Origin of the sequence: Halolamina pelagica, assembly GCF_001307315.1 — an archaeon.
GTDB lineage: Archaea > Halobacteriota > Halobacteria > Halobacteriales > Haloferacaceae > Halolamina > Halolamina pelagica_B.
The window spans coordinates 2539814-2556323 of the sequence record NZ_LGUC01000001.1 but is presented as its reverse complement, the minus strand read 5'-3'; the positions used below and the strand labels follow the sequence as shown (position 1 = coordinate 2556323).

Below are 16510 nucleotides of genomic sequence, written 5' to 3'. Positions count from 1 at the left end.
CGGGCGCTCCGGTCGGGCAAGCTTTCTTTTCCCTCCCCGCCGTGCTCGGAGCCATGTCGGTTCGCGGACCACGTCGCTCACGCCCGCTTCGGGCGTACTTCCGCCCCCGGCTCCCCGACCGCGTCGAGCGGCTGCTGTTCGACTCGGGCCGCCCCGGCCGCCCGAGTTTCGGCGAGCGCCTGCTCGCCCGCCTCGACGAGCTCCTGATCGTCGTCGGCCTCCGCCTGCTGGCGATCGCGCTGTTCGTCGATCTGGTCACGGGGGAGTTCCTCGCGCTCACGGCGTTCAACGTCGCGATCAGCCTCCCCGTGTTCGCGCTCGCGACGTACCAGTTCGTCGCCGACCCGGGCCACGGGATGCTGGAGGGCTCGCTCCGATCGCGCCTGCGACGCTGGCGACGCGATCGCGAGTGGTACAGCAAGCGCCGCCGCGGTCGGCGCTAGCCCATAATCGAGAACAGCAGCAGGTTGTGGGCGCCGGGGCCGAGCCCGACGGCGGCGACGAACGCGAGCAGGAGCCGGCCCTGGCGGGGCGCCTCCCGGACCGACTCCGCCAACAGCGCCGTGATCCCGGCGCCGAGTGCAAGTTTTACGAGCACGAAGGGCCACGCAGTCCCCAGCAGCTCCGCGGTCGGCAGCGTCGCGCCGAACTCGATCACCGCCCGCGAGAGCGGCGTGCGCTCGGTCGCGCCGAGCAGGTCGATCCCGATCGCCGTCGAGATCCCGTCGAGGCTGTGGGCGACGATCGCCAGCGCGCCCGCGGCGCCCGCGTCGCCGACGCCCGGGTACGCACGCCGGAGGCCGAGCCAGACCGCGATCCCCACGCCGACGCCGAGGACGGCCGCGACGACGGGCCAGGCGGGCGCGAACGTCCCCTCGTCCAGCCCCCACTGGACGCCGACCGCGAGCACCAGCGCCGCGACGGCCGCGCCGGCGGCGGCGAACGCCCGCTCGGTCGCGATCTCGCCGGCGTCGACAGCCAGCCAGACGGCGCCCGCGAGGATCGCCGTGGTGAGGTAGGCCGCCGGCGTCCCCAGCAGCGGGTCGATCGCCTCGGGCGCGGCGCCGACGACGTGGAGGACGTGGAGCCACGCGCCGGCGAGCATCCACGGGACGAGCGCGAGCACGAGGCGGTCGGAAACGGCCGGATCGCGGCGCCACAGCGCGACGGCGACGGCGCCGCCGGCGAGCAGCAGCGCGAGCAGGTACGGCAGCGGCGGCAGCGCGAAGCCGGCGGGGAGTACCATGGTTGCCGGGGGAGCGGGCGGGGCGAAAGCGTTTCGGAGCGCGGAGCGGCGGTGTTTTTCACCTCGGCGGGCCCAGAGGCGGGCATGGATCGCGACGAACTCGCCCCCAAGATCGACCACACCGTCCTCGGCCCGGAGACCACCTGGGCCGACACGCAGCGCGTGCTCGACGAGGCCGCCGAGCACGGGATGAACGCCTGCATCCCGCCGTGCTACGTGAGCGAGGCCGCCGAATACGCGCCCGACGTGACGCTGGCGACGGTGATCGGCTTCCCCCACGGCCAGCACGCCGCGGCGGCCAAGCGCGAGGAGGCGGTCGTCGCCGACGCCGACGGCGCCGACGAGCTCGACGTGGTGCTCAACGTCGGCCGACTCAAGGCCGGCGAGACCGACGCCGTCCAGGAGGATCTCGCGGGCGTCGTCGCCGCCACGCCGCTGCCGGTGAAGGTGATCATCGAGACCGCGCTGCTCACCCACGACGAGAAACACGCCGCCTGCGAGGCCGCCGAGGCCGCGGGCGCCGACATGGTGAAAACGTCGACGGGGTTTGCCGATGGCGGCGCCGCGGTGGCGGACGTGGAGCTGATGAGCGAGTACCTCCCCGTCAAAGCCTCCGGCGGCGTCGGCAGCTACGAGGACGCGATGGCGATGCTCGACGCCGGCGCCGAGCGCATCGGTGCGAGTTCGGGCGTCGAGATCCTCTCGGGCGCCCCGGAGTAGCTACTCCAGCGCGAGCAGGCGCTCCTCCCCGCTGCCCGAGTCGGTCACGCCAGCGAACAGCGCGCCGTCGGCCGGCGTGACGCCCATCGCCGCGGCTTCGTCGCCGATCCCGTACCGGAACCGCTCCGCGTTCAGGCGACTCCCGCCGACGCCGGCACCGCCCGAGAGCGGGCGCGCGATCACCGCCCCGTCGGCGCCGACGTAGAGCGTGTCCCCCGCCGCCGCGACGGAGTACGTGTCGTCGCCGAGCTCCCACCCGACGCCCCCGTCGCCGGCGTCGAGGCGGTGGACGCCCGAGAGGTCACCGCCGAACACGGCGCCGTCGGCCAGCACGAGCGCGCCGTCGGCGACCGGTCCGCGCTCGCTGCGCCACGCGGTTCGCCCTGCGTGGGCGGCCGTCCGGAGTTTGAGGACGCCGCCGCCGAACGTGGCCACGAACAGGTCGTTCCCGCTCTGCGCGGCGATCGCGGTCACCTGGCCCGGGACTTTCTTCCGCCAGAGTCCGCGGCCTTGGTACAGCGTGAACACCTCGCCGCCGCTGGTGGCGGCGGTGACGCCGGCGACGTTGGGCGTGACGAGGTGGGTCACTTCGCCGTAGACGGTCGCTCGCCACTCGACATCGCCGCCGTCGCGGACCTTGAGCACCTCCCCGTGGTCGGTCCCGACGTAGATGGGGTCCCACTCGTAGCCGGGCACCGGCGACGCCGTGACCCGCCCGTCAGTGTCGACGCGCCACTGCTCGTCGCCGCTCTCGGCGTCGAGGGCGATCAGTACCGCATCGGTGCCGGCGTAGACGACGCCGTCGTGCGCTGCGGGCGTCGGGTAGTGGCTGGCGCCCTCCTCGGCTCGGTAGGTCCACAGCTTCTCGCCGCTCTCGGCGTCGACTGCCTCGATCCCGGCCCAGGTCGACTGGAACACGCGGCCGCCGGCGACGATCGGTCGCCCGCGCGGGGTGCCCTCGAGTGCGGTCTCGAAGCGTTCGCCCGGGGACGACCGCGGGGCGGCGGCATCGCTCGCGTACGCCGCGCCGTAGCGGTCGTAGTTTCGCATCGGCCACTCGGTCGATTCGTCCGTGCCGGCTGTGGCGGCGTCGGCGCCGTCGAGACAGCCGGCGACGCCGACCGCGGTGGCGCTCGCGACTGCAGCCAAGTACTCGCGTCTGGAGGGCATCACTCACCGCTTCTCGCGACGGGTGCAAGAAACTGCCTCCTCGCCTACCGCGACCGCGGATCGAGCCACGCGCTCGCGAGATCGCAGACGATGCTCCCGCCGATGCCGACCACGACCAGCACCATCGTCGTCCCGAGGATCAGCGGGATGTCGTTCTCCTGGGTGGCCTCGTAGGTGAGCCAGCCGATCCCCTCGATCCCGATCAGCGACTCCAGCACGACGACCGAGAGCACGAGCACGGAGAACAGCTCCGCGGCGGTCATCGACAGCACCGGGACGAGCACGTTCCGGAACACGCGGCGGTCGACGCCGTGGTCGCTGAGCCCCTTCGCGCGGAGGTAGCGCACGTAGTCGGCGTCGAACTCATCGACGCTGCGGGAGCGCGTCAGGCTCACCTGGCCGGCCAACAGCGCGGCGGCGACGGCGCCGCCGGGGACGATCACGTCGCGGGCGAGCTGGCCCCCGCCGTCGAGGGCGACGAGCACGAGCGCGGCCAGCCAGAACCCCGGCAGCCCGAACAGCACGTACGTCGCCAGCCGGCCGAGGCGGTCGAACCGGCTCCCGCGCTCCCGGGCCGACCGGATGCCGACGGCGATGCCGGCGATCCAGGCCGACACCGCACCGGGGACGAGATACTTCGCCGTCTCGAGGGTGGCGGCGCCGACGACCTGGGTCACCGGCTCGCCGAACGTCGCCGAGAGCCCCCAGCGGAACAGCGTGATGTTGACGACCCAGTCGAGGTAGCGCCGGTACAGCGGTTGGTTCCGGCCGCGAGCCGCCAGGTACGTCTCGCGCATCTGCTCCATCTCGGCGGGCGAGGCGCCGGACCACAGCGCGGTGCCGAGCATCCCGCGGAGGTTGGTGTCCGGGGTGAGCACGACGACGAGGAACGTCAGCGTGATCACGAGGTAGACGGCGACGACGGCGAAGCCGAACCGGGCGAGCAGCCGTGACCGAAGACTCATGGGTCGCGTATCCAGTGGAGGGGCGACTGGCAGACGGGCACGCCCCTAGCGTGGGACGACTGACTGTTAAACGTTACCGATCGAGAAGGTTTATCACGGCCGAACCGCACTACATCGTACCACAATGTCCCCGTCGCTGGACTGGCGACGCCGCCGGATCCCGCTCTCCATCGTGGTGCTGGCCGTCGTCGTCGCCCTCGCCCTCTACGACACACAGGTGAACGACGGCTACACCGTCGGCACCTGGCTGGCGTCGCCGCTGGACTGGCTGTTCATCCTCGCGAACGTCGTGTTGCTGTTCTACGGCGTCCTCCCGATCCTCGAAGACCGGGAGCGTGCGGCGACGGTGTGGCAGCGCTTCCGCGAGAAGCCCGAAGCTATCGCCGGCGCGGCGTGGCTCGGGGTGGTGTACGTGCTCGGCACGGTCGGCCTCGCGCTCGTGCCGGCGCCGAAGCTGGATTTCCTCAACGGGAATCAGCCGCCGATCTGGGGGACGATCCCGGCTGACGAACTCCCGCACAAGTGCGCCGGTCCGGTCGTCGACGGGCGCTGTCACGGGAGCTGGCAGTACCCGCTCGGGACCGACATCAACGGCTACGCGATGGAGATCCTGCTGCTGCAGGGGCTGCACGTCACGCTGTACGTCGCCGTCATCGCGCTGGCGCTGATCGTGCCGCTGGCGTTGGTCGTCGGCACCAGCGCCGGCTATCACGGGGGGCTGATCGACAACGTCTCGATGCGGGCCGTCGAGGTGCAGGACGCGGTGCCGCCGCTGGTGATGTACTTGCTGCTGATCTGGATCACCGGCGAGTCGCTGCTGGTGATCATCCTCCTCTTCGGCTTCCTCGGCTGGGGCGGCGCCGCCCGGGTCGTCCGGAGCGAGGCGCGACGGCTGCGCGAGACCGAGTTCGTCCAGGCCGCGAAAGTGCTCGGCGGGAGCGACCGACACGTCCTGCGGAAACACGTCCTCCCCGCGGTGTCGGTCGTGGCGATCCCGACCGCGACCCAGCAGGCGCCCGTGTTGCTGTTGACGGAGGCGGGGCTCGCGTTCCTGGGGCTGGAGGCGTTCGACCTCCAGTCGTTGGGTAACGTCATGGCCCGCGGGCTCGGTGGTCAGGTGCCGATGCTGACGAAGTGGTGGGTGTCAGTGTTCCCCGCGGCGGCGCTGGCGGCGACGGTGGTGTCGTTCAAGCTCGTCGGCGACGCGCTGGTCGAGGCGCTGGATCCGCGGCTGGGCTGATCGCCACGTTGTCGTCCACACCGCCGCGGCTGGGCTGATCGCCGCGTTGTCGTCCACACCGCCGCGGCTGGCCGTCGCCACGTTGTCGTCCACACCGCCGCGGCTGGCCGTCGCCACGTTGTCGTCCACACCGCCGCGGCTGGCCGTCGCCACGTTGTCGTCCACACCGCCGCGGCTGGCCGTCGCCGCGGCGGAGTTTCAACCGTCGGCCTTTTGCCCACCGCTCGCCCAGTTCCGACACTGATGGCCCGTTACCACATCGAGACGTACGGCTGTACGTCGAACCGGGGTGAGAGTCGGTCGATCGAGAGCGCCCTGCGCGACGCCGGCCACTACCGGGTGGACGGGCCCAAAGAGGCGGACGTGTCGATCCTCAACTCCTGTACGGTCGTCGAGAAGACCGAGCGCAACATGCTCCGACGCGCCGAGGAGCTCGACGAGCAGACCGCCGACCTGATCGTCACGGGCTGCATGGCGCTGGCCCAGAGCGAGGAGTTCCAGCAGGCCGACATCGACGCGCAGGTGCTCCACTGGGACGACGTGCCCGAGGCCGTCACCAACGGCGAGTGCCCCACACCGGGACCGGGCACCGAGCCCGTCCTCGACGGCGTCGTCGGCATCCTCCCCATCGCTCGGGGCTGCATGAGCAACTGCTCGTACTGCATCACCAAGCAGGCCACGGGTCGGATCGACTCGCCGAGCGTCGAGGAGAACGTCGAGAAAGCCCGCGCGCTGGTCCACGCCGGCGCGAAGGAGCTCCGCGTCACCGGCCAGGACACCGGCGTCTACGGCTGGGACGAGGGCGAGCGCAAGCTGCCCGAACTGCTCGACCGCATCTGCGACATCGACGGCGAGTTCCGGGTCCGCGTCGGGATGGCCAACCCCGGCGGCGTTCACGGGATCCGCGAGGAGCTGGCCGACGTGTTCGCCCGCAACGAGAAGCTGTACGACTTCCTCCACGCGCCGGTGCAGTCCGGCAGCGACGAGGTGCTCGCGGAGATGCGACGCCAGCACCGCGTCGACAAGTTCCTCGACATCGTCGAGACGTTCGACGACACGCTCGACCACTGGACGCTGTCGACGGACTTCATCGTCGGCTTCCCCACCGAGACCGAGGCCGATCACGAGCAGTCGATGGCGCTGTTCCGCGAGGTGCGCCCGGAGAAGGTCAACGTCACGCGCTTCTCCAAGCGGCCCGGCACCGACGCCGCGGAGATGAAGGGGCTCGGCGGCCAGACGAAGAAGGACCGCTCGAAGGCGATGAGCGAACTCAAGCACGAGGTCGTCGCCGAGGCCTACGAGGAGCTGATCGGCACCACCCGCGAGGTGCTGGTGGTCGAGGAGGGAACCGGCGACTCGGTGAAGTGCCGTGACTCCGCCTACCGACAGATCATCGTCCAGAACGCCGACGAGCACGGCCTCGAACCCGGCGACTTCGCGGAGGTCGAGGTCACGAGTCACCAGACGGTGTACGCGTTCGGAACGCCGGTCTGACTCCGCCGACGCCGCAGTCGCCCCCACAAGGCTTGTTACGGTCGGTGCCCCCAGTTTCGGGTGATGCCCTCCACCAGACGACAGTTTCTGGCGAGTAGCCTCGGCGCCGCCGCGGCGCTGGCGACCGCCGGCTGTATCGGCGACTCGCCCGGCGACGACGAATCGCCGACCGACTCCCCAGAACCACCGAACGGGTCCCCGTCCGAGACAGAGGTCCCCCGCCGGCGTCGTCCGAGCGGACGGTCGGCGGCGACGCCGTCGCCGTGTTCGACATCGTCGCCGAGAAGGCCGTCACCTACGAGTCCATCATGGGCTCCGGCGGCGTCGTCGCCCCCGAGGGGCGGCAGTTCGTCGTCGCCTCGGTCCGCAGCGACGCCGAACTCGAGTTGGACGCGTTCAGCCTCCGCGCGGGCGGCGAGACGTGGGCAGCCGTCGACCCCGGCGACGAGGGCGCCCAGAACTACGCCGTTGCCGGCCACGAGGGCGGGATCGTCGGCAGCCCCGAACTTACCGGCGGCGACGCCGCCCGCTACGTCGCGTTCGAACTCGGTTCGCCCATCCAAGTTGACGACCCACAGATCGTGCTCGAACGCGGCGGCGAGTCGGCGACGTGGTCCCTGCCCGACGAGGCTGCCCAGACCCTCGCCGGGTCTGCGCCGTCGTTCGAACTCGACTCGCTGTCGGCGCCAGATTCGGTCACTCAAGGCGAGGCGATGACGATCGAACTCTCGGTGACCAACACCAGCGACACCGACGGACGCTTCCTCGCGGCCGCCTACTGGCCGACCGAACTGATCGCCGACGACGACGAGTCACACCTGATCGAGCAGGCGGTCGACGCCGGCGCGTCGACGACGGCGACGCTCACGATCGACACGGGCTACACGACCGACGAGGACGGCCCGATCACGCTCCGTATCGAGGGGCACGTCAGCGCCGAACAGGAGATCACCGTCGAGGACGCCTCGACGCCGACCTGATCCTCAGTTCCGGTAGTACTCCCCGTGGAACCCGAACGGGACGACGTGGGGCAGCGGCGCCCGCGCGAGTTCGGTCAGCTCGCCGTCGCAGACCAGCAGGAACGAGCGCTCGGCGTCGGTGTCAAGACAGAGCGAGAGCACGACGCCGTCGGCCTCTTCGGCCCCGTCGGGGTGGGGGACGAACACCGGCTCGCCGGAGTAGACGCCCGACGCCTCCCAGCGTTCGGCGACGCCGGTGTCGGCGTCTCCCCTTCCTCGCTCACGTCGACGCGTACGAGCGCGTTGCCGCCCTCCATCTCCGTCGACTGCGCGTAGACGTGCTCGTACGGCCGGGTGTGAACGTCGGGGGCGAACCGCGGCATCTCCAGGTTGTCGGCGAGGTTATCGAACTCGGGCTTGCCGCCGTCGAGCGGGAGTCGGTAGCGCCGGAGCTCGCCCGAGGGGAAGCCGGCGTCGCCGCCACGGAGCGCCGCGATCGAGAGATCCGTCACCGCGCTGTCGTCGTCGTAGGCGACGAGGTCGACGACGATCGCCTCGGGGTCGGCGCTCTCGCCGCCCCGTTCGAACGCGTTCGCGGTGTGGAACGTGAAAAACGCCGGCACGGTGGCCTCGCGGACCAGTTCGCCCGAGTCGCGCCGGACGACCAGAAAGCGCGTTCCGCGGCCGGGCTGCCAGTCGTAGTTGTCGATGAACCCGCCCGACCCCGGGAGCAGGAACTTCGCCGGGTGGGTGGTCAGCGGCGGCTCGACCAACACCGCGTAGGTGGGGGTGAGGGCGAAGCTGTGCATGTACGCCGGGCGGTCGACGGCGACGCGCGCGACCGACTCCCGGCGCGTGGTGCCGTCGGGAATCTTGAAGAGGACGTACTCGGTCGTCCGGCCGAACCGCGTGAAGTAGCCCCAGTGCGCCCCCGTCGCTGGGTCTTGCCGAAGGTGTGCGGTGACGTGGTGGGCGGTGAGATCGTCGTCGTAGTCGAGCGACCCGTGGCTCTCCAGCGTGTCGGGGTCGACCCGGAGCCAGTTGGGCGTCTCGGTCAACGCCACGAGATCGCCGCCGAGTCGGGCGACGTGGACGTTCGCGTTGTCGGTCGACTCGCCGGCGAGCATCGACGTCACCCGGGAGAGGTAGCCGTCAGTCGAGGAGAACTGCCCGGCGAAACTCCCCTCCTCGACCGCGGCGCGGTAGGCGCCCGTCCGGGGGAATCGGTTGGTGTACCGCACCGCGCCGTCGTCGAACGCGAACCGGGTGAGGTGGGCGAGCCCGTCGAACCAGTGGTCGGCTTCGGCGTCGCCGACCGACCAGCGCGCCGGGCCGTTCCGGTACAGCGCGCCGTCGAGCCAGTCCGGGACCGCGCCATCGACCGGGAGCTCGCGGGCACGGAACTCCTCGGTCAGGTCGCGAAACCCCGCTTCGTAGCCGGCCATGGGGGTATTCGGGCACGGACGCGAATAAGCGCTCGCCCGCCTGCCCCCCTTCTCGCGGCCGCCCTTCGATCACTCGCGGTTCACGCGTTCGTCGCGCCAGCGGTCGTCCTCCTTCCACTCGCCCAGCTCCTTCGGATCGATGTGGACGAAGGCGTCGTCGACCTCCGGCAGGTCGCGGATCGCCTGGATCACCGCCGTCTCGATGTCGTGGGCTTCACGGAGCGTCATGTCGCCCTCGACCTCGATGTGGAGGCTCACGTCGACCTCGGGGCCGACGTAGTGGGCGACCACGTCGTGGGCGCCCTGCACGTCGGGGTGGGAGAGCGCGGCCTCGACGATGTCCTGTCGGAGATCCTCCGGCGGTGCGGCGCCGACGAGGTAGCCGACGTTGTCCCGGACGATGTCGATACCGGTGAGGAACACGCCGATCGCGACGACGACGGCGGCGATCGGGTCGAGCACCGGGTAGCCGACGGCGGCGCCGCCGGCGCCGATCAGCGCCGCCACCGCCGTCAGGACGTCCGTGCGGTTGTCCTTCGCGGTCGCGACCAGCGCGGGCGAGTTGTGCGTCTCGCCGACGCCAAGGCAGTAGCGATACAGCGCGTACTTCGCGGCGGCGCCGACGCCGAGGACCGCCGCCGCCAGCGGCGGGACTGCGGTGTAAGAGCCGGTGAGCAGTGAGTTGATGCCGGACCACGCCACCCCGACGCCGGCGCCGAGCACGCCGACGGCGACGAACAGCGAGACGAACGGCTCGATGCGCTCGTGGCCGTGTGGGTGTTCGAAGTCCGGGGGCTGGGTCGTGAGGTAGAGCCCGGCGACCACGACGGCGCTGTACAGCGCGTCGGCGCCGCTGTTGACTGCCTCGCTCACCAGCGCGAGACTTCCGGTCTCCAGCCAGACGCCCGCCTTCAGCACTGCGAGTGCAAGGTTGGCGACGAGGACGACGACGCCGACCCGGCGGACGGTCTGCTTGCGCTCCATTCGGGTACACTGGGTGCGCCATCGTACTTGAATGGTCGCTCTTTGAAAACCGGTAGAATCTTGTATCAGATGTCCGGCTTGCGGATACATGGCACAGAGAGAAACCTGGACCACGCGTGCGGGGTTCATCCTCGCTGCGGTCGGAAGCGCAGTCGGATTGGGCAACATCTGGCAGTTCCCGTTCAAAACCGCCACGAACGGTGGGGCGGCGTTCGTGTTCGTCTATCTGCTCGCGGCTGTGTTGATCGGGCTGCCGACGATCCTGGGCGAGTTCGCGATCGGCCGGCGGGCGAAGCTCAACGCCGTCGAGGCGTTCGAGCAGCTGAACCACCCCGCCTGGACGGTCGTCGGCGGGTTGGGGCTGTTCACGGGACTGTGGATCCTGTCGTACTACAGCGTCGTCGGCGGCTGGGTGATCCGGTACACGATCGGGAGCCTGACCGGCGGCTACTTCGCCGACACTGCGACGTACTTCGGCGCCGTCTCCACGGGTGTCGAGGCGATCGCGTTCCACGCCCTGTTCATGGCGCTCACCGCCGGTATCGTCGCCTTCGGCGTCGAAGACGGGATCGAGAAGGCGACGAAGCTGATGGTGCCGTCGGTGGTGCTGATGCTGCTCGGCCTGGGCGTGTACGCGTTCACGCTCGACGGGAGCGGCCCCGCGTACGGCTACTACCTCTCCCCGGATATGGGGTATCTCGCGAACAACCTGGGCTCCGTCGTCCCGTTCGCCGTGAGCCAGGCGTTCTTCTCGCTCTCGCTGGGGATGGGTGCGATGATCACCTACGCCTCCTACATCGACAAAGACGAGAGCCTCCCGGCTGACGGCGGGCTCGTCGTCGGCCTCAACACCGCGATCGGCGTGCTGGCGGGGCTGGTCGTGATCCCGCTGCTGTTCGTCCAGTTCGGGCAGGTCCCCGAGGGCGCCGCGGGTGGCGGCCCGGGCGCACTGTTCGTCTCGGTCGCGCAGGCGTTCGCGAACCTCGGGATGGCGGGCCGGGTCGTCGGCGCGCTGTTCTTCTTCGTCGTGCTGATCGCGGCGCTGTCCTCGGCGATCAGTCTGCTGGAGGTCGTCACGTCCTACTGCGTCGACAAGTACGGCTGGAACCGCAAGGCGACCGCCTTTGGCTTCGGCGGCGCGCTGTTCCTGCTCGGGACGCTCGCGGCGTGGGACACGGCGTGGCTGGGCTGGTTCGACACGCTCGCCTACAGCGTCCTGCTGCCGGCGTCCGTGCTGCTTGGCGTGATCTTCGTCGGCTGGGTGTACGGCCCCGAAGCGATCGACGAGGTCCAGCAGGGATCGAACGCGGACGCGATGTACGCCCGGCTCTGGGTCTGGTGGCTCCGCACGGTGGTGTTCGTCGGCGTGTTCGTCACGCTGTACCTGGGCGTCACCTCCATCTACGCCTCGCCGGGCCTGCCGTTCCTGTAGGCGCCCCGCGCTCAGTCGAATCGGAGCTCGACCGCGGCCGTCTTTTCGGCGTGTTCACTCTCGGACAGCGACGCGAACGCGTCGTGGAGCTTCTCGTAGCTCGCCTCCAGCCCCTCGACGATCACTTTGGTGTCCGAGACGATCGGCATGAAGTTCGTGTCGCCCGCCCAGCGCGGGATCAGGTGGGTGTGGAGATGGTCGTCGATGGAGCCGCCGGCGGCGGCGCCGCCGAGGTTCTCGCCGGCGTTGACGCCGTTCGGGTCGAACCCGGCCTCCAGCGCCTCGATGGTCGCGACCTTCAGTTTCGCGTGATCGAGCAGTTCGGCGTCCGAAAGCTCGCCCCACTCGCCGGTGTGGCGCTCGGGGATGACCATCACGTGGCCCGGGGCGTAGGGCGCGTTGTTGAGGATGACGAACGAGTGCTCGCTGCGGGCGACGATGCGGCTCTCCCGGTCGGCGTCGCGCTCGGGGAGCACGCAGAACGGGCAGCCGTCGATCTCGTCGTCCTCGGGGTCGCGCTCGACCCAGTCGATCCGCCAGGGGGCGAAGATTTGGTCCATGCTCGCAGGATCGATCGGCCGCCGGTTAGTGGTTCCCCTCGATCGCTCCATCCGAGTCGAAGCGGCGTTAACCGGAGTTAAATCGGCCGCAAACCGGCTGTAGCGCTTGCCCGATTTATCCCCCTCCCGCTCGTGGCTCGAGACGCAATGAACGCCAACCCGATCATCGGCGCCCTCGCGGCGCTGCTGCTGCTGAGCGTCGTCGCGATGCCCGCGGCAGCCGCGCCGGGCGCCGCCGACGGCCCGGCCGAACAGGTCGACGACTGCAAGAACGCCGAGAACGGCCCGGACGGCGAGGGGCCGCCCGGGTTCGTGGGCGGCCTCGTCCCCGACTTCGTCTCGGGGCTGATGGCCGACCTGCCGGTGCCGAACGTCGTGAAGTCGGCGTTCGGTGCTGAGGCCTGCTAAGGCGGTCTCACGGCGTCTTTCGGCCGATCGCGACCCGGTGTGGGTCCGCTCTCACTCACCGCCATCGCTGGGTTTAATCGCCGACTCGCCCAACTCGTACGCGTCATGACGAAAGTCAGCGTAGTCGGTGCGGCAGGAACCGTCGGCGCAGCCGCCGGGTACAACCTCGCGCTTCGGGATATCGTCGACGAACTGGTGTACGTCGACATCCCCTCACAGGAGGACGTGACCGTCGGCCAGGCCGCTGACGCCAACCACGGCGTCGCCTACGACTCCAACACGACCGTTCGGCAGGGAGACTACGCCGACACGGCCGGCTCGGACGTCGTGATCATCACCGCTGGCATCCCCCGAGAGCCGGGGCAGACCCGGATCGACCTCGCGGGCGACAACGCGCCGATCATGGACGACATCGGCGCCTCGCTGGCGGAGCACAACGACGACTTCGTCACCATCACCACCTCCAACCCCGTCGACCTGCTCAACCGCCACCTGTACGAGACCGGCGAGCGCGACCGCTCGAAGGTGATCGGCTTCGGCGGCCGCCTGGACTCCGCGCGGTTCCGCTACGTGCTCTCCGAGCGGTTCGACACCCAGGTCGGCAACGTCGAGGCGACGATCCTCGGCGAGCACGGCGACGCACAGGTCCCCTGTTCTCGAAAGTGCGCGTCGACGGCCGGGATCCCGAGTTCACGCCCGACGAGCGCGAGGAGATCCTCGGCGACCTCCAGCAGTCGGCGATGGACGTGATCGAGCGCAAAGGCGCCACCGAGTGGGGACCCGCGACGGGCGTCGCCCACATGGCCGAGGCGATCATCAACGACACCGGCGAGGTGCTCCCCGGTAGCATCGTCCTCGACGGCGAGTTCGGCTACGAGGACACCGCCTTCGGCGTCCCGGTCAAACTCGGCGCCGACGGCGTCGAGGAGGTCGTCGAGTGGGAGCTCTCCGACTACGAGGCCGACCTGATGGACGAGGCCGCCGAGAAGCTGCGGGACCAGTACGCGAAGATCGAGTAGACTCGCCAACGTTTTTGCTGGCGGCGGTCCCACCGGCGAGGTATGCACGACCGGTTACGGGCGCCGACGACGCTGCAGCGCCGCCGGATCGCCCTCTTCCTCCTGGTCGCCTTCGGCGTCTCGTGGGCGACGGCGCTGGCCATCTGGGTCACCGGCGGGTTCACCGACAGCCCCGAACTCACCAGCGGGATCACGCTCGCGACCGTCCTGCTGCCGACCGCCTACATGTTCGGCCCCGCGGTGGGCAACGTCGTCGCCCGACTCGCGACCGGCGAGGGCTGGGATCGCCACCGTCTCCGCCCCGAGTTCGAGGGGACGATGTGGACGTACGCCGCCGCGTGGCTGGTGCCGGCCGGGCTGACCGTCGTCGGCGCCGGGCTCTACTTCGCGGTGTTCCCCGGCCAGTTCGACCCGACGATGGCCGCCTTCCGCGAGCAGATGGCGAGCATGGGCGTCGGAATCGATCCGCGGCTGCTGGCGGCGATCCAGATCGTCAGCGCGCTCACGATCGCGCCGATCATCAATGGGCTGTTCGCGTTCGGCGAGGAGTTCGGCTGGCGGGCGTATCTGCTGCCGAAGCTGACCCCGCTCGGCTACCGCCGCGCTGTCGTGCTCTCCGGCGTGATCTGGGGCGTCTGGCACTGGCCGATCCTCGCGATGGGGTACAACTACGGCTTCGACTACCCCGGCTTCCCGTGGACGGGGATGCTCGCCTTCCTCGCCTTCACCGTCGGCACCGGGACGTTCCTTTCGGCTCTGACTGTCCGTGAGGGGAGCGTCTGGCCCGCGAGCGTCGGCCACGGCGCGATCAACGCGATCGCGGGCATCGCCGTCCTGTTCCTCGCCGGCCAGCCAAACAGCCTGCTCGGCCCGACGCCAGTGGGGCTGCTGGCCGCGCTGCCGTGGCTGGCGCTGGCGGCGTGGCTGCTTCGGGAGTAGTCACAGGAGCTATGCGTTCGCGCCCCGAGCGACCGGTATGCGCCGCCGTGCCCTCCTCGCGCGCACCGCCCTCCTGACCACCGCCGCCGGACTCGCCGGCTGTTCCGGCGTCGGCGACTCAACTGACTCGCCGACCGAGAGCTCGACACCGACGCCCACACCGACGCCGTCGACGGTCCAGACCCCCGAGGGCGCCGTACTCGCCGTCGTCGAACATGAGCTGACTCGCTCGAACGAAGGGAGCGAGGACGAACTCGTCGCCGTCGACGCCGTGATCGAGAACGGTAGCGACGAGCCGACGACCGATGTGCGTGCCGTCGCGCGCTTTTTCGACGATGACCAGCGCCTACTCGACGAGAGCGAGGCCCGCACTAGCCGGCTCGCCGCCGGCGGACGCTGGGAGGTCGAACTCACCTACCCCGGCAGCGGCGCCGACGCCCGCGCCGTGGCCGACTATCGGCTCGTCGTCAGTCGGGACGACTGAGCCACGGCTTCTCGGCGTATCGCGGCGAAAAAGTGAAACTCAGTGAGCCGGGGCGACGCTACTCGTCAGCGTCGTCGGACTCGGTTTTCGTGAGCTCGTACTGGAACCCGATCGTGTTGTCGGGCATGATCTCCGCGGTCCACTCGCCCTCGTCGGGCGCGTCGAGCTCGTAGACGAACTTCGTCTGTGCGTGCTGGGTCGCGTAGGCGCCGTCCTCGGTCGCGCCCTGCTGGCGCTGGGCGCCGAGGTTGACGGAGCCGCGCTCGGTGACCTCGACGCGCTCGGCGTCGATGCGCTCACCGTCGGGCGAGACGAAGGTCACGTCGAAGCTCGGGTCGTCGGCGTTCTCGGCCGCGCGGTAGTTCCGAGGGTTGAGCGTCAGCGTGACGTTGTCCGTCCGCTCGTCGGTCGTGAAGTCGACCTCGTAGGGCTCCTCGGGCTGCTCCCAGACGACGAAGTTCAGGCTGATCTCCTGCCAGTAGCCGTTGTCGTCGCGTCGGTTGGGGTCGTCGAGGCCGAGGTTGACCGAGGTGTCGTAGCGCCCGCGGTCGGCGTCGGCGTCGGGCGCGATGGTGACCGTCACCGTCGCGGTCTCACCCGGCTCGATCTGGCTCGGCGCGTCGATGTCGATCCAGGACTGGTCGACCTGCTGCGGGCAGTGGGTGCCGTAACAGTGGCCCCGCTGTTCGGCGCGCTCGGGGCTCAGCGGCACCGACTCGTCGCCGGTGTTCTCGATCACGATCTGCTTGGTGACCGAGTCGCCGGCCTCGACCTGCGTGTTGATGTACGTCTCGGAGAGGATCTTCACGGTCGGCTCCTTCCAGACCTCGACGCTCGTGTGGGCGGCGTGGACCGGCCGCGCCGGACGGTTCGGCGCCGACGCGACGGTCTCGTCGGTGAACGCGATCATGCCGGAGTAGCGGGCGATCTCGGCGTCCTCGGGCACCGCGACGCGCACCTCGTACTCGACTTCCTCGCCGGCGTCGATGCTGTCGGGCCCGTCGATCTCGACCCACGAGGACTCGATCGGGTTGCGGTCGGTCGGCGACGTGAACAGGTGGGGGTTCACGTCGACGGCCTCGTCCTCGCCGTTCTCGACGACGACGGTGAACGTATCACTCTCGCCGGGTTTGAGGTCGAGGTAGCTCTCCCGGGCGTCGACGTAGAGCCGCGTGTAGTTCTGCTGCGTGTCCTCACTATCGGCGGCCGAGTCGCTGTCGGACCCGGTCGCCGTGGTGGTCGATACTGCTTCGTTCGGAGCGGGGGCCGCTGCCTGCGTCCCACCGTCGGTCGGTGCGACTGCCGTCGCGACCGGCACGGCGGCCAGCGCGACGAGGAACGCGACAAGGATGATTCGTTTCATGGGTGTGCGTACGCCGATGACTCGCCATGGAGGGCGGAGGGCGGCGAACAGGCGGCCATTCACTCCCTTCTGACAAGTAGTT

16 protein-coding genes and 3 pseudogenes are annotated in these 16510 nt (G+C 70.1%); 11 read left to right on the top strand and 8 right to left on the bottom strand.

The annotated features are described in order from the left end of the window. Positions 1-53: 53 nt before the first annotated feature. Positions 54-443: a hypothetical protein gene (locus tag SY89_RS13355; RefSeq protein WP_054584594.1), complete on the top strand. Its 390-nt coding sequence runs from the start codon at positions 54-56 to the stop codon at positions 441-443. On the opposite strand, the gene SY89_RS13350 is transcribed toward SY89_RS13355, so the two are convergent. Then, positions 440-1246: a DUF63 family protein gene (locus SY89_RS13350; RefSeq protein WP_054584593.1), complete on the bottom strand. Its 807-nt coding sequence runs from the start codon at positions 1244-1246 to the stop codon at positions 440-442. The two genes, SY89_RS13355 and SY89_RS13350, sit on opposite strands and share 4 nt — an antisense overlap. 84 nt (positions 1247-1330) lie before the next feature. Here SY89_RS13350 and deoC point away from each other — a divergent pair, with 84 nt between their 5' ends. Then, on the top strand, positions 1331-1966 hold the full coding sequence (deoC, locus tag SY89_RS13345; RefSeq protein WP_054584592.1) for a deoxyribose-phosphate aldolase: 636 nt from the start codon (positions 1331-1333) through the stop codon (positions 1964-1966). Here deoC and SY89_RS13340 read toward each other — a convergent pair whose 3' ends face one another. Together SY89_RS13340 and SY89_RS13335 are read right to left on the bottom strand one after the other, a co-directional pair. After that, complete coding sequence (locus SY89_RS13340; protein WP_054584591.1) at positions 1967-3136, bottom strand: outer membrane protein assembly factor BamB family protein; 1170 nt, start codon at positions 3134-3136, stop codon at positions 1967-1969. Positions 3137-3180: 44 nt separating this feature from the next. After that, positions 3181-4101, bottom strand: coding sequence for an ABC transporter permease (locus SY89_RS13335; protein ID WP_054584590.1), 921 nt, complete (start codon positions 4099-4101; stop codon positions 3181-3183). A 124-nt stretch (positions 4102-4225) separates the two neighbouring features. Between SY89_RS13335 and SY89_RS13330 the strand changes: the two genes are divergently transcribed. From SY89_RS13330 to SY89_RS17790, 3 genes are all read left to right on the top strand, one after another. Then, positions 4226-5341 (top strand): ABC transporter permease, encoded by a 1116-nt coding sequence (locus SY89_RS13330; RefSeq protein WP_054584589.1) that lies wholly within the window; start codon positions 4226-4228, stop codon positions 5339-5341. A gap of 243 nt (positions 5342-5584) precedes the next feature. Further along, positions 5585-6835, top strand: a complete 1251-nt coding sequence (locus SY89_RS13325; protein WP_054584588.1) for a tRNA (N(6)-L-threonylcarbamoyladenosine(37)-C(2))-methylthiotransferase — start codon at positions 5585-5587, stop codon at positions 6833-6835. Between the two features lie 263 nt (positions 6836-7098). Further along, on the top strand, positions 7099-7815 hold the full coding sequence (locus tag SY89_RS17790) for a hypothetical protein (protein WP_054584587.1): 717 nt from the start codon (positions 7099-7101) through the stop codon (positions 7813-7815). 3 nt (positions 7816-7818) lie between these two features. On the opposite strand, the gene SY89_RS19130 is transcribed toward SY89_RS17790, so the two are convergent. The 3 genes and pseudogenes from SY89_RS19130 to SY89_RS13310 form a co-directional block, all read right to left on the bottom strand. After that, a complete protein-coding gene (locus SY89_RS19130) occupies positions 7819-8001 on the bottom strand; it encodes a carotenoid oxygenase family protein (protein WP_080506707.1) in 183 nt (60 codons plus the stop codon). Positions 8002-8093: 92 nt separating this feature from the next. Beyond that, a pseudogene (locus tag SY89_RS13315) lies at positions 8094-9239 on the bottom strand (carotenoid oxygenase family protein); the annotation flags it as partial. 69 nt (positions 9240-9308) lie between these two features. Next, on the bottom strand, positions 9309-10223 hold the full coding sequence (locus tag SY89_RS13310; protein ID WP_054584585.1) for a cation diffusion facilitator family transporter: 915 nt from the start codon (positions 10221-10223) through the stop codon (positions 9309-9311). 88 nt (positions 10224-10311) lie between these two features. Here SY89_RS13310 and SY89_RS13305 point away from each other — a divergent pair, with 88 nt between their 5' ends. Then, positions 10312-11655: a sodium-dependent transporter gene (locus SY89_RS13305; RefSeq protein ID WP_054584584.1), complete on the top strand. Its 1344-nt coding sequence runs from the start codon at positions 10312-10314 to the stop codon at positions 11653-11655. An 11-nt stretch (positions 11656-11666) separates the two neighbouring features. Here the strand turns inward: SY89_RS13305 and SY89_RS13300 are convergent, their stop codons facing one another. Then, on the bottom strand, positions 11667-12215 hold the full coding sequence (locus tag SY89_RS13300; RefSeq protein ID WP_054584583.1) for an HIT family protein: 549 nt from the start codon (positions 12213-12215) through the stop codon (positions 11667-11669). 147 nt (positions 12216-12362) lie between these two features. Between SY89_RS13300 and SY89_RS13295 the strand changes: the two genes are divergently transcribed. From SY89_RS13295 to SY89_RS13280, 5 genes and pseudogenes are all read left to right on the top strand, one after another. Beyond that, the gene (locus SY89_RS13295) at positions 12363-12623 is read left to right on the top strand and encodes a hypothetical protein (protein ID WP_054584582.1); all 261 of its coding nucleotides are present in this window, start codon (positions 12363-12365) and stop codon (positions 12621-12623) included. A gap of 105 nt (positions 12624-12728) precedes the next feature. Then, positions 12729-13097: pseudogene (locus SY89_RS19700) on the top strand (lactate/malate family dehydrogenase); the annotation flags it as partial. Positions 13098-13148: 51 nt separating this feature from the next. Further along, a pseudogene (locus SY89_RS19695) lies at positions 13149-13642 on the top strand (hypothetical protein). 42 nt (positions 13643-13684) lie between these two features. Continuing rightward, positions 13685-14581, top strand: a complete 897-nt coding sequence (locus tag SY89_RS13285) for a CPBP family intramembrane glutamic endopeptidase (RefSeq protein ID WP_054584581.1) — start codon at positions 13685-13687, stop codon at positions 14579-14581. Between the two features lie 37 nt (positions 14582-14618). Beyond that, positions 14619-15065, top strand: a complete 447-nt coding sequence (locus SY89_RS13280) for an FxLYD domain-containing protein (protein WP_054584580.1) — start codon at positions 14619-14621, stop codon at positions 15063-15065. Positions 15066-15123: 58 nt separating this feature from the next. Here the strand turns inward: SY89_RS13280 and SY89_RS13275 are convergent, their stop codons facing one another. After that, positions 15124-16428, bottom strand: coding sequence for a COG1470 family protein (locus tag SY89_RS13275; RefSeq protein WP_054584579.1), 1305 nt, complete (start codon positions 16426-16428; stop codon positions 15124-15126). Positions 16429-16510 lie beyond the last annotated feature (82 nt).